Genomic DNA, 13,319 nt, shown 5'->3' with positions numbered 1-13,319 from the left:
ATCAGCTCCCTAACCTTTTCTGATAGTTTTTCAGAATCCATGAATTGGCCAACAAAGCTAAAAATGACAACAGTACAGACAACAGCACCAAGCGTATTGCCATGTTTTCGCCATTCGGCTGCTGCAGAAAAGAATAGATGGCTATCGAGAGCGTTTGGGTTTCATCTGGAATATTACCCACAAAGGTAATCGTTGCCCCAAACTCTCCAAGACTGCGACTAAAGCATAAGATACTGCCGATCAAAATCCCAGGAAATACCAAGGGTAAATTGATACTCCAAAAGACTTTCCACGGTGCTGCGCCCAGTGACCCCGCAATCTGTTCAAGTTGCGGATTCATCAATTGAAAGGATAATCGGATGGGTTGCACCATCAACGGAAAGGCCACCAGCATGGCGGCTAAAACGGCACCTTTCCAGTTGAATGCCAGCTCAATACCTAGCAGTTGCAGATATTGCCCCAGAAAACCCTGTTGACCGAAAGTCAGGAGCAGTAAATAACCCAACACCACGGGAGGTAAAACCATCGGCAATTGCAAAATAGCTTCCAGGATAAACTTCAGATGAAATTCATACCGGGCCAATAGCCAGGCCAGCGCTATAGCAAAAGGCAAACAGAACAATGTGGTACATATTGCGACCTTAGCTGACAAGATCAACGCGCTTAACTCTTCTGGGCTAAACATGCTTAACACTCCTGAATCTATAGTCAGGATTTCAACTGAAAACCGTATTGATGAAAGATAGCTTTGGCTTGCGAACTGTGCTGTAAAAACTGGATGAAACGCACGGCTTCCGGATTTTTTTCACCGCCTTGTGTCAGAGCTATGGGATAGACGATAGGACGATGTGACTGTGTAGGGAATGTCCCGAGGATTTTGACTTTTTGGCTCAACAAAGCATCCGTCTTATAGACAATACCCACCTCACATTCACCGCGTTCGACAAATGCTAGAGCTGAGCGTACATCTTGCATTCCGACAATCCGCCCCTTCAGAGAGGTTAGCCAGTTGAACTGGCTCAAACTTTGTTTGGCATATTTACCGACTGGAACAGACTCCATATGACCTGTACACAGATAGCCCTGGAACGACTGGGCAAATTTAAAATTTGGGCTGGCAGTAAAGGTAATCTTGCGATTTTTTCGGCTAATCACTACCAGTTCATTACTTAGTAAAGGCTTGATAGTCTTGGAATCAACCACCTTTCGCTGCAACAGATAATTCATCCAGTCCGGATCAGATGAAAAAAATAGATCCGCTTTCGCACCCGCTTCGATTTGCTTGGCTAATGTAGAGGATGCTGCAAAAACCGGAATGATGTGCGTTGACTGATGCTGTATCTGATAGGCCTGTGCAATATCCGTCAGGGCATTGCTCAGGCTGGCCGCTGCATAAACTTTGACGCTACCGGCCTGTACTGTAACAATACTACTAGTCAAAGCGATGCCTACCCCCAGGGATGTTTTCATACACTTCTCCTTAGCCTTGGATGAGCAAAACCTTCACGATCTGCCCTGCATGTATTGCAGTCGCTGCAGGGACACGAACCAGCGCATTCGCTTGCATTAAATTACTCAGCATATGTGACTGTTGTTTAGATAAACTTGTAACCTTTAAGGTTGCCTGATCCACAGTCAAGGACATACGTAAAAAGCGCTCTCTCTCATCCGGTTTCAGGTCATGTGTCAAAATGGCAGTTATCCAGTGGGGTTGTTGCTGCTGCCCTTGTAAGGCGAACAGCAAAGTCGAGACATATACTTGCATGCCGACATAAACGGCGGCCGGATTACCAGGCAAACCCAATAAATAACAATGTGAGCCATCTTCACGGCGCTGTCGGGCAAAGAACATTGGCTTTCCCGGTTTCTGCTTCACTTTCCAGAAAATCTGTTGAAAACCCGAATCCAGAGCAGCCGGACGGATAAAATCATAATCTCCCACCGAAATGCCGCCCGTGCTTAGGATGAGATCATAATGTTCGCTTAAGCTTTGCAGTAAGGTTTTGACCGCAGCAGCACTATCCTCGACGTGGATAATATCGACAGAATGTCCGGCTTGCTGGAACCAGACATGGATTAATGGGGTATTGGCATCAAAAATTTTACCGGATGCCAGGTCCTCTATGTTTTCTGCTACCTCATCACCCGTAATTACCACAGCCACTTTCGGGTAACAAAAGACCTCGACTGTTTGAATACCTGCCATACCTAAAGAAGCAATCGCACCGACTGATAAATACTGTCCTTGTTCGGCCAGTAATTGTCCGCAAGTGATTTCTTCTCCAGCATGACGAATATCCACATCCAGACTTAGATTTTTCTCGACCTTAATGCAGGTCGAATTACCCCGATGGACAATTTCCTGACGTGCAACTGTAGTTGTCCCGGTTGGAATCGGAGCACCGGTAAAAATCCTGACGGCTTGTTCAGCCTTGAGTGACACAGCTGCCTGTTGTCCGGCACGAATTTCACCGATCAACTCAAATTCCGTATCTTCTTCAATCACCGATTGTGCACAAATCGCATAACCATCCACCGCACTTTGTGCAAATATAGGCAGATTAATCTTGGAATAAACATCTTCTGCCAAATACCGGTACAATGCCTGATTTAACATGAGCTGTTCTGTCTTCAAAGCTTTGGTCTCATGCAGAATGAGATCCAACGCCTGATCAACACTGATCAACCCCTGCTCTGTATCACATCCTGACATTATTGATACCCACCTTGATGTGGAATATTTTTTTGCACGTCAAATAAATGCACCAAGGCGGGCAACACCGCGATTAAAGATTCTTTTGCCCCTTGTCGACTGCCAGGCAAGGTCATCACCAGACTATTTTCAATATAGCCTGCCACCCCACGGCTCAAGGCCGCATATGGTGTACGTTTCTGGCCAAAACTACGCGATGCTTCCATTAACCCGGGAATTTCGCGTTGCAATAAGGGTTGCAGGGTTTCTACCGTTAAATCTTTAGCTCCAAGTCCGGTTCCACCCACCGTTAGAATCAAAGGATAATCATTTTTTTGCTGTTCGATCAGAGCCAATAATTGTTCAGGACTATCTGCAATCACCTGATATGAAATTTCGTCAAAATTGGCTTCCTTTAAAATCTGCAAAACATTTTTCCCGGCAGTATCGGGTTTTCTACCCGCAGCAACCGTATCTGAAAGCACAATCACCGATGCTGGCATGGCCTGTTTGAGCACGCGAGTAAAATGAGACTTACCGCCTTTTTTTTGCTGCAATTTACATTGATCGAGAGATAAATCTTCCGGCTCACAATGTGGTTTAAGCATGTCATACAAGGTCAGACCAGCCAGGCTCACCGCCGTCAAGGCTTCCATTTCTACACCGGTCGGACCAATGGTTTCCACGGTAGCAATAATCTCAACATGGGCATCAAAGAGTTCATATTCCACATCCGCACGATAAATCGGCAATGGATGACACAGCGGGATCAACTCATCCGTCCGTTTTGCAGCCAAAATGCCTGCAATCCGGGCTGTCTTCAATGCATCGCCTTTCTCCGTATTGCCATTGCGTAACAGTTCAATGCAATGTGACGGGGCATGCAGGATCCCTGTCGCTACGGCAGTACGATAACTTTCAGCTTTCATTCCGACATTTTTCATTGCGGCTTCCCTAGATTCATTCTGATTCCGATGTTAAAGATGGTTGTGGCGTGTGAAGTGCTAGACAGAATGCGCATGATGGCAATGCAAATGTTCAGCGTGTTGAGATGTTTTTAGGGATAAATCTGCTACATATCTGGCATTCGCATAATCTTGACGGATACAGCAACCTTCTACATATTGACTGCTCCCATCCAGATAGAACTCTTCTTTCCAGACCGGGACTTCATGTTTCACCCGTTCGACCACCGCTTCGCATGCAGCAAAAGCCTCACGCCGATGTGCTGCGTAAGCGACTGCAATAATTGCTTCTTCACTAATCTGCAAGGTTCCGATGCGATGCATAACACGGACATAAGACACGCCATATTGCTGCTGGATGTCCTGTTCAATCTGGCGAATCATTTTCTCTGCCACAGGTGCGTAGGCCGTATATCTCAAGGCCTTGACCGCTTTACCTTCATGATGGTTACGCACCGTCCCGATAAACACGCCAACCCCACCACATTTAGGAAAATGCTGAACAGTATCAAAACGGTCCAGGCTCAAACGCGTCTCTGAAATGCGTGCAAAGGATTTAAGTTCGTCCATATCATCCTCCTGCCACAGGTGAAAGCAAAACCAGCGTGCTGTCTTGTCGTAAGATAGCTTGCCGTGGAATGATGTCTTCTCCAATGGCACAGGCACAGCGCTGCAATAGCAGATTTGACTCTGGATAATCCTGTGCCACCTGATCAAGTACATCAGCAACACTTTGGCCTGAATTACAACGTATCTCCAGAACTTGAGGAAGGTTGCGTTCAATTGCACCAAATGCTTCGATTTTAATTTTGAGGGTCTGCATCCTAACCTCCTAGCATGTGCATGCTGATTTTTCGTGAGAACTGAGTACCCGTCTGCTGGGTAATAGCCTGAAAGCCAGATTCTTTGTGCCAGATATAATCGGAAAGTGCCGTCTGTAAGTGCAATGCAGCGAAAGGTTCAGCAGCCATCAAGGCTCTGATTTGATTTTTCAGACTCAGTCCTTTCGGGGCAAATAAACAGTTATAAAAATCACCTTGTGCCGTTAAGCGTAGCCGATCACAGCTGCCACAAAAGGAATGGGTAATGGTCGAAATAATTCCAATAGGATGGCCATCAATTAAATATTGCCGTGCCGGATCAGCTGAATGCCGGTTCAGGACAGTAAGATCAAATTCAGTGGCAAGCGTTTCCAGAATTTGCTGCTCGCTGACCACATGTGCACTGGACCATCGATGTTCACCATCAAGTGGCATAAATTCAATAAAGCGTAAAATAAACTTGTTCTGGATTGACCAGCGTGCTAAACGCAGAATCTGATCTTCATTCACGCCACGCATTAATACGCTATTGATCTTGATCGGAAAACCTGCAGCTTGTGCGGCCTCAATTCCTTCAAGAACCGGTATCAAATCTTTTTGTGTCAACTGTTGAAACTGGGCCGCATCCAGGCTGTCTAAACTGATATTCAGATCATCCAGCCCGGCCTGTTTTAATGCACTCGCATAGTATCTGAGATAATACGCATTACTGGTCATAGCGATACGCTTCAAGCCAATCGCTTTCAGTTGCTGCAATTGCGCAATAAAGTGCACCACTCCCTGACGCATTAAGGGTTCACCGCCGGTGATGCGAATCTCCTGAATGCCACGGCGCACCATAAAATCGCAAAACAGGTAAAGTTCTTCAAAACTGAGCAGGTCTTTTTTATTAATCCATTCTGGATGCTCAGGCATACAATAGACACACTTAAAATTGCAGCGATCTGTCACTGAAATCCGCAGTTTCCGTTTATGACGACCAAACTGATCCACAAAGCGCATGTTAGTTTTAGGCTGTGTCCTCATATTCATGTGGAATATCCCTCTTCAGGCTTGTGCCGCCACACGACCATAATCAGTGCGCGATATCGGCATTGCCCCATCTTGTTATTATTTAATTTGCAATAAGCGTTCCAACTTTGTGGTGGCGTAAAAAATTAGTGGCTGTGCAGAAATTTAAGCTGCTGGTACTGCTGCAATTCATCGAAGGAATTAATACTGTGAAAAAACAGTGCGTGATTTCTAAAACGTGCAACTTGAGCGTGCAGATCAGCAAAACAACCTTTTAAACTGTGCTGTTTTTGCGCCAAATGCTCTAGGAATTGGGCAAGACTGTCGCGTTTCACCAGACAAAACGGATATAAGGCTGTGCCATTGATTTCAACATAGGCCACCTGGGCCAGAGGATGTCTAGCCAAAGCCTGATGCAGCCGGCTCAGGACATTTGGTGGAATAAAAGTCACATCACATGGGACAAAGAGCACGTGGTCCGCTTGTACGTGCGACCAGGCACTTTTCATGCCCATCAATGGTCCTAAAAAGCCGCTTTGGTCATCACTATAACAGTGAACGCTGCCAATGAGGTGTTGATAAATGGACGCATCGCGATGACTATTGATCCAGACCTGTGCAACACTCGCTTTCAGTTGCTGGTGTATTTTGATCAATTGCATCTGATCATCAAATGTCTGGAGCAACTTGTTGACGCCATTCATTCTTCGTGCCTGACCACCGGCCAGGATCACTAGGTCGGTAACAGGGTAATCTTTTTTCTTGAGAACACGACTCATTGTGCCACCTCCGTCTGACAAGCTTTAATCAGCCCGCGAATCTCAGGCAAACATGAGCCACAGTTGCCCCCGGCTTTCAAGCAGGCAGTCACCTGTTTTTCATCGGTCATGTTTTGGCTTAGGATGGTTTCAATAATTCGGTTTTTACCCACTTTAAAACAGCTACAGACCAGTGGACCATCATTATTGAGCATCGACATCGCTTGTCCAGCCAGTAAGGCTTTACGGTGCATGAGACTTAAACGTTCCCGCTTGAACAAACTGGCTATCCAGTCCCGATCGGGTAATAAGTGTTGAGGTGCGATATACAGACTGGTAATCAACTGTCCTTCTTTTAACACTACACTGTGACTGATCTGTGCAGTCTGGTCTTCAAGATTCAGCCATTCAAAGCTTTCTTCCTGAAAAGGCAACCATTCTTTTAAATGTTCGGTGGTTTCTGCCAGTTTCTTACGGTCTGCTATCTCATAACGTACGGCACTAAACAGGGTAATTTTTGTCCACCATGCCATCTTTTCCAATGCTGGCCTTATACGCTGTTCATAGCCTTGACGTATGTATAACACCCCCTGCCATTGGCTATAAAAAGGCTCAATCATGACCGGGGTATGCTTAAATTCCGGCTCGCCTGAAATGACATCCACTACTGGATTGACCACTTTTCCGATACGGGCATCAGAAGCAACTTGATCATTCCAGTGAATAGGTGCAAAAACCTGCCCACGGCGGATATTCTGGCTCAGCTGGGCACGCAGCACGCAGCTACCCCATTGAGATTTCACCTTAACTAACCCAGCGTCCTGGATGCCATATTTCAATGCATCTTGCGGATGAATTTCACAGTAGGGTTCTGCACGATGGCTGCTGAGATTGGCTGACAGCCCAGTGCGGCTCATGGTATGCCACTGGTCCCGAATCCTTCCGGTATTTAAAATCAAAGGAAACGCATGACAAGTTTGATGTACCGGATTGATTGCTATGGTAGCGATAAATTTTGCTTTGCCATTTACATGGCTGAACTGCGCTTGATCATAGAGACGTATCGCTGCAGGATTCGGTTGATCTCTGGACCAGACCGGCCATTGAACCGGTTGCAGTGCCGCATATTCATCAGGGGTTAAATCGGTTAAACCCTGCAGGTTAAAATAACGAAAATGTGGCTTTGTAGTGCGCTGAGCCAGATCCGAATTTTCCAGCGCTGATAACCGCGCATGTTCGAGAAAGATCTCATGGCTGCTACGATAGTCAAAATGCTGAAAACCTATACGTTGTGCCACCTGGCTGATGGCCCACCAATCGGGTTTTGCAGCATAAGGTGCTGGTAAAAAAGCCCGTTGTCTGGAAATACGGCGTTCTGAGTTGGTCACGGTCCCGTCTTTTTCACCCCATCCCAGCGCAGGCAAAAGTACATCAGCATATTGCGTGGTGTCAGTATTCAGGCAGATATCCGATACCACCACAAATTCACATTTTTCCAGTGCACGTTTGACCTGATCAGCATCAGGCAAACTCACCACAGGATTGGTGGCCATGATCCAGATGGCCTTTATTTTTCCGCTTTCTACCGCACGAAATAAATCGACGGCCTTCAAGCCGGGCTGCTGGGCAATATGCGGACTTTGCCAAAAATTCTGTACCAGTTGTTGGTGCGCTGGATTGTCCAGTTCCAGATGTGCTGCCAGCATATTCGCCAATCCACCGACTTCACGCCCCCCCATGGCATTTGGTTGCCCTGTCATGGAGAATGGTGCTGCACCAGGTTTGCCTATTTTGCCGGTCAGCAAATGACAGTTGATAATGCTATTGGCTTTGTCCACGCCTTGCGACGACTGATTAACCCCCATCGAAAATAGGGTCATCACTTTATCTACCTGGGCGAATTTCTCATAAAAACTTTGCAGTTTTTCTAGGGCAATACCCGTCCGTTCAGCCACCTCTATCAATACGGCTTCATCTTCACTGGCAAGCAAAGCCTGCTCTAAGCCTTGAGTATGGGTGTCAATAAAATCTTGATCGGCATATCCGTGTTTAAACAGATACTGCAATAGGCCATTAAACAGCCGGACATCTTGACCCGGCAAAATTGGCAGATGCAAATCGGCGGCTTCACAGGTATTGGTAAAGCGTGGGTCAATCACCACCACGAACAAATCACGTTCTGCTTTGGCCTGCATAATGCGCTGATAGAGTACCGGATGACACCACGCAGTATTCGATCCGACCAACACCACCATATCGGTCTGTTCAAAATCCTCATAACTGGCCGGAACAATATCCTCCCCAAAGGCACGTTTATGTGCTGCTACTGCCGAGGACATGCATAAACGTGAATTGGTATCAATATTGGCTGTGCCTAGATAACCTTTTATAAACTTGTTCACAACATAATAGTCTTCGGTCAGTAATTGCCCCGATACGTAAAAGGCAATACTGTCTCTTCCATACTGATCAATGCAGTGCCGAAATTGATCCGAAATCGTGGCAATTGCAGTTTCCCAATCGACAGGTTGGCGATGGGCTTGCCGTCCAAGCATGGGCTGCAATACACGCGTTTCCAGTCCTAGAGTATCTGCTAGATTGCTGCCTTTAATACATAATTTTCCGTAATTAGAAGGATGCTGCGCATCTCCCCGAACATTAATTTTTTCGCCCAAAGCTGTTTGAGTCACCTCTACGGTCACACCACAGCCCACGCCACAATAAGGACAGGTGGTATGTGTAGTTTTACTGGAATTTTCTGTGGAGCTATTGAGATCCACCATGGAAATACTGTTCATTTAAGCTCCTGATTTGGGATAAGGTTCTGCACATGGCAAAAGGTGACTAAAGCACCTATCCTGCATTTTTTAATGCGAAATCCCGGCCAAACAGCAACTTACTGCGGATATTGGCAATCGGCGTTTGATTGGCAATCAGCTCCGCATACCATGTACCATCTTCGGTATCGCCAAACAGTACGGCACCGATGACTTTGTCTTTCTGGATGATAATGCGTTTATAAATTTTCCGTTTTTCATCATTCAGGATAATGTCTTCATAATCTTCCTGCGGTTCAAAGTTCCCTGCGGAAAAGACATCACAGCCACTCACTTTTAATTGGGTCGGTACGGTCGGTGTTTTAAATGTCAGGCTGCCACGTTCGGCCAGATGTGATGCACAAATAAAGGCTTGCCCCCACAAGGGTTCAACCAGACCAAAAGTTTGGCTGCGGTGTTCAATACACTCTCCAACCGCATAAATGCTTGGATCAAAGCTTTGCATGATGTCATTGACCAGTACACCACGCTGACAGCGCAAGCCGGCACGTTGTGCCAGTTCAATATTCGGACGAATCCCCACAGCAAATACCACCAGATCAGCGTCCAGTAAGGTGCCGTCTTTCAGGCGCAGCTGGATGACATGACCATCTTGCCCAATCAGTTCTTCAGTATTGGCCTCAGTTAAGATTTGGATGCCTTTGGCTTCAATACTCTGTTTCAGCAAGTCACTTGCTCGTGCATCCAGTTGGCGATTCATAATGCGATCCAGCAAATGTACAACGGTCACATTCATTCCGCGCTGTTTCAAGCCATAAGCTGCTTCCAGTCCCAACAATCCCGCACCAATCACCACGGCATTTTTCTTGTGCTTGCAGTACTCCAGCATGATGTTGACATCATGAATATCACGGAAACTGATCACACCCTGCAGATCGCTACCCTTAATTGGTGGAATAAAGGGTTTGGAACCTGTCGCCAGAATTAAACGGTCATAAGCCACGACTTCACCATGTTTTGTGTAGACCTGCTTACGTGCACGGTCAATATTTACAGCAGGATCACCAGCGATAAAACGAATGCCTTTATCTGCATACCAGGCATGTGAATGCAGCATGATGTCATCCATGTGCTTTTCTCCGGAGAGTACTGGAGATAGCATGATACGGTTATAGTTCCCCCAAGGTTCCTCTCCAATGACAGTAATGTCATAACGATCGGGTACCATGTCCAGCAAGTCTTCCAGACAGCGCATGCCGGCCAGGCCATTGCCGATCAGCACCAGTTTCATTTTTTCGCTGGAAGTTCCAGGGTTGGTAATATACGTCTTCTGTGGAATTGGACTGATCAGCACCTTGCCATTTTCAATCTTGCTTGGAAACACCAGAAGTCTCTGGTCTTTATCTTCCAGACAGCGCCCTGTAGCCAAACTGAAATGCTGCTTATAAATCGGAGAAGCCACTACCCGTTCGCCCTGCAAATCTCCCAAAATACCGCGCGACATCACAAAGGCTTTGCTGAACGGATCTTGATTACTGAGTGCATAGACCCGTTTTTCATGACCTACCCGGAAAATCGCAATTTGCTGTCCTTGCAGCAGAGCGCCCACGCCAGTATTCGGTGTGATGTCCTCTAGGCTGCACACTTCAATCCAATCCAACTCGTTCATTTTTTTTAAAATTGTCATTTTCATTCTCCTTTATTTTTCAATCTGCTTAGGCTTCGGCCATAGCGATGCGCGTTGCATCACGTTCTACTTCAGTCTTTGGCCGGATTTGTCCGCGAACTTCAGCAAATTGAATATGCGGGTCTTGCTGCTGTTCAGCTTTAGCATTGATAAAGGTTTTAAAGCGCTTACGCACTTCCGGATCTTCCACCGCCGTACGCCATTCATCCTGATAGGTTCCCACTACATGGCTCATACGGCGTTCCAATTCAGCAGCTAGCCCCAGAGAATCATTCACCACGACATCTTTCAGATAATCCAGCCCACCTTCCATGTTGTCACGCCATACCGAGGTACGCTGCAAGCGGTCTGCCGTCTGGATATAGAACATAAAGAAGCGGTCGATATAACGGATCAAGGTGTGGGTATCGAGATCAGAAGCCAGTAATTCGGCATGGCGTGGTTTCATGCCGCCATTGCCACAAACATAAAGATTCCAGCCTTTTTCAGTGGCAATGACGCCGACGTCCTTACTTTGTGCTTCGGCACATTCACGGGTGCAACCTGATACGGCCATTTTCAGCTTATGGGGTGAACGCAGACCTTTGTAACGGTTTTCCAGGAAGATGGCCAAACCGACGGAATCATCTACTCCATAACGGCACCACGTGCTGCCGACACAGGATTTCACCGTACGCAGCGATTTACCATAAGCATGGCCGGATTCGAAACCGGCTTTGATGAGTTTTTCCCAGATTTCAGGCAACTGATGCACTTGCGCACCAAACATATCGACACGCTGACCACCAGTTAATTTGGTATACAAACCATATTCTTTTGCAATCTGACCAACCGCAATTAAGCCATCGGGTGTCACTTCACCACCGGCCATACGTGGTACGACTGAATACGAACCATCTTTTTGAATATTACCGAGATAATAGTCATTACTGTCTTGCAGTCCGGCATGACTTGGCTTCAATACGAAGTCATTCCAGCAGGAAGCCAAGATATTTGCCACCGTCGGTTTACAGATATCACAGCCCAAACCGTGGCCATGCTGCTGAATCAGATCATCAAAGGTTTTGATTTCATTCACACGTACCAGGTGATACAGCTCTTGGCGTGAATAGGCAAAGTGTTCGCATAGATGGTTATTCACCATAACACCTTGACGTTGTAGTTCAGCCTTCAACACCTGAGTCACTAACGGTGTACAGCCGCCACAAGCAGTTGCAGCTTTTGTGCATTTTTTTAGTGCGCCCAGCGAGGTTGAACCCTCCGCAATTGCACTGCAGAGATCTGCTTTAGAAACATTGTTACATGAACAGATAGTTGCACTGTCTGGCAGCAAATCAACCCCGCTTCCCCCAGTTTTTGCCGTGGATTGCGCATAACCCGGCATGATGAGACTTTCCGGATTTTCCGGCAGCGACAACCCATTCAGCATCATTTGCAGTAAGTCATTATATTCTTTGGCACATCCGACCAGCACTGCACCCAGCAATTTCGTTTTCTCAGCATTGACCACAATCTTTTTATAGATTTGCGCAGCTTCATCGGCATAGAAATAGCTCAGTGCATTCGGTGTCACGGCATGTGCATCTCCGACAGAAGCCACATCCACGCCCATCAGTTTCAGCTTGGTGCTCATATCTGCACCAGCAAACGGGCTGCATGCCTGTTCCATTACATGCTTGGCGGCAATCCGGGCCATGTCATAACCGGGGGCTACCAACCCGTAAATTTTGTTATTCCAAAGTGCACATTCACCAATGGCATAAATATCGGGGTTGGATGTTTGGCAATAATCATTAATCATGATTCCGCCGCGCTCCCCAATAGCAAGCCCGCTCTGACGCGCCAATTCATCCCGTGGACGGATACCCGCAGAGAATAGAATAATGTCCGTTTCCAGTTCCGAACCATCCGCAAACTTCATTACGTGAGTACTAGAAATTCCGGCTTCAATTGATGATGTTGCCTTTTGGGTATGAACACTCACTCCCAAATTCTCGATTTTTGCCCGTAAAACTTTACCGCCCAGATCATCAATTTGTACTGTCATAAGGCGCGGAGCAAATTCCACCACATGGGTGTCCAGATTCAAATCACACAGTGCCTTCGCCGCCTCCAAGCCGAGTAAGCCACCGCCAATGACCGCACCGGTTTTTGCAGTTAAGCTGGCAGCACGAATCGCATCCAGATCTTCAATGGTGCGGTAAACAAAGCAGTTCTCACGGTCATTGCCCGGAATAGGAGGAACAAAAGCGTATGAACCGGTTGCCAACACCAATTTATCAAAACTCAGAACATCTCCATGATGAGTGGTGACCGTTTTATGCAAGGGGTCAATCGCCACAGCTTTGGTGTCCAAGCGTAAATCGATGCCATACGCATCGGCAAAATCCGCACGGCACAAGGTCAAATCTTTGGCAGATTTTCCGCTGAAATATTCAGTCAAATGCACCCGGTCATACGCCAAACGTGATTCTTCGGCCAAAATGGTGATTTCCACTTCGTCACCGGCATGTTCCAAAACAGATTCGATAAATTTGTGGCCAACCATGCCATGACCGATCATAATAATTTTCATATGTTTTCTCCGGATTCTTACAATTTCTTAGAT

The 13,319-nt window shown here is 46.7% G+C and carries 10 protein-coding genes and 1 pseudogene; all 11 read right to left on the bottom strand.

All coding sequences use genetic code 11. From position 1 onward, the window contains the following. Position 1 precedes the first annotated feature (1 nt). Positions 2 to 685: a molybdate ABC transporter permease subunit gene (gene modB / locus PAE54_RS04465; protein ID WP_273779213.1), complete on the bottom strand. Its 684-nt coding sequence runs from the start codon at positions 683 to 685 to the stop codon at positions 2 to 4. A 23-nt stretch (positions 686 to 708) separates the two neighbouring features. After that, positions 709 to 1,470, bottom strand: coding sequence for a molybdate ABC transporter substrate-binding protein (modA, locus tag PAE54_RS04460; RefSeq protein ID WP_326518579.1), 762 nt, complete (start codon positions 1,468 to 1,470; stop codon positions 709 to 711). A 10-nt stretch (positions 1,471 to 1,480) separates the two neighbouring features. After that, positions 1,481 to 2,713 (bottom strand): molybdopterin molybdotransferase MoeA, encoded by a 1,233-nt coding sequence (locus PAE54_RS04455; protein ID WP_273779215.1) that lies wholly within the window; start codon positions 2,711 to 2,713, stop codon positions 1,481 to 1,483. Continuing rightward, positions 2,713 to 3,648, bottom strand: a pseudogene (moaCB, locus tag PAE54_RS04450) (bifunctional molybdenum cofactor biosynthesis protein MoaC/MoaB); the annotation flags it as partial. The gene PAE54_RS04455 and the pseudogene moaCB, both read right to left, overlap by 1 nt. Positions 3,649 to 3,696: 48 nt before the next feature. Continuing rightward, entirely contained in the window at positions 3,697 to 4,227 is a 531-nt protein-coding gene (locus PAE54_RS04445; protein WP_273779217.1) for a molybdenum cofactor biosynthesis protein MoaE, read from the bottom strand. Between the two features lies 1 nt (position 4,228). After that, positions 4,229 to 4,480, bottom strand: a complete 252-nt coding sequence (locus PAE54_RS04440) for a MoaD/ThiS family protein (protein ID WP_273779218.1) — start codon at positions 4,478 to 4,480, stop codon at positions 4,229 to 4,231. A gap of 1 nt (position 4,481) precedes the next feature. Next, positions 4,482 to 5,510: a GTP 3',8-cyclase MoaA gene (moaA, locus tag PAE54_RS04435; RefSeq protein ID WP_273779220.1), complete on the bottom strand. Its 1,029-nt coding sequence runs from the start codon at positions 5,508 to 5,510 to the stop codon at positions 4,482 to 4,484. Between the two features lie 125 nt (positions 5,511 to 5,635). Next, positions 5,636 to 6,268 (bottom strand): molybdenum cofactor guanylyltransferase, encoded by a 633-nt coding sequence (mobA, locus tag PAE54_RS04430; protein WP_273779222.1) that lies wholly within the window; start codon positions 6,266 to 6,268, stop codon positions 5,636 to 5,638. Beyond that, on the bottom strand, positions 6,265 to 9,045 hold the full coding sequence (locus PAE54_RS04425) for a nitrate reductase (RefSeq protein ID WP_273779223.1): 2,781 nt from the start codon (positions 9,043 to 9,045) through the stop codon (positions 6,265 to 6,267). Before PAE54_RS04425 ends, mobA begins: the two co-directional genes overlap by 4 nt. A 55-nt stretch (positions 9,046 to 9,100) precedes the next feature. Then, a complete protein-coding gene (gene nirD, locus PAE54_RS04420; protein ID WP_273779224.1) occupies positions 9,101 to 10,711 on the bottom strand; it encodes a nitrite reductase small subunit NirD in 1,611 nt (536 codons plus the stop codon). 28 nt (positions 10,712 to 10,739) lie between these two features. Beyond that, positions 10,740 to 13,286 carry a nitrite reductase large subunit NirB gene (gene nirB, locus PAE54_RS04415; protein ID WP_273779225.1) on the bottom strand — a complete coding sequence of 849 codons (2,547 nt, stop codon included), beginning with the start codon at positions 13,284 to 13,286 and terminating at the stop codon, positions 10,740 to 10,742. Between the last annotated feature and the right edge of the window lie 33 nt (positions 13,287 to 13,319).

The organism is Acinetobacter minutum (assembly GCF_035916735.1).
GTDB lineage: Bacteria > Pseudomonadota > Gammaproteobacteria > Pseudomonadales > Moraxellaceae > Acinetobacter.
Note: the sequence above shows the minus strand (reverse complement) of the source record. Positions and strands in the feature narration are given on the sequence as shown.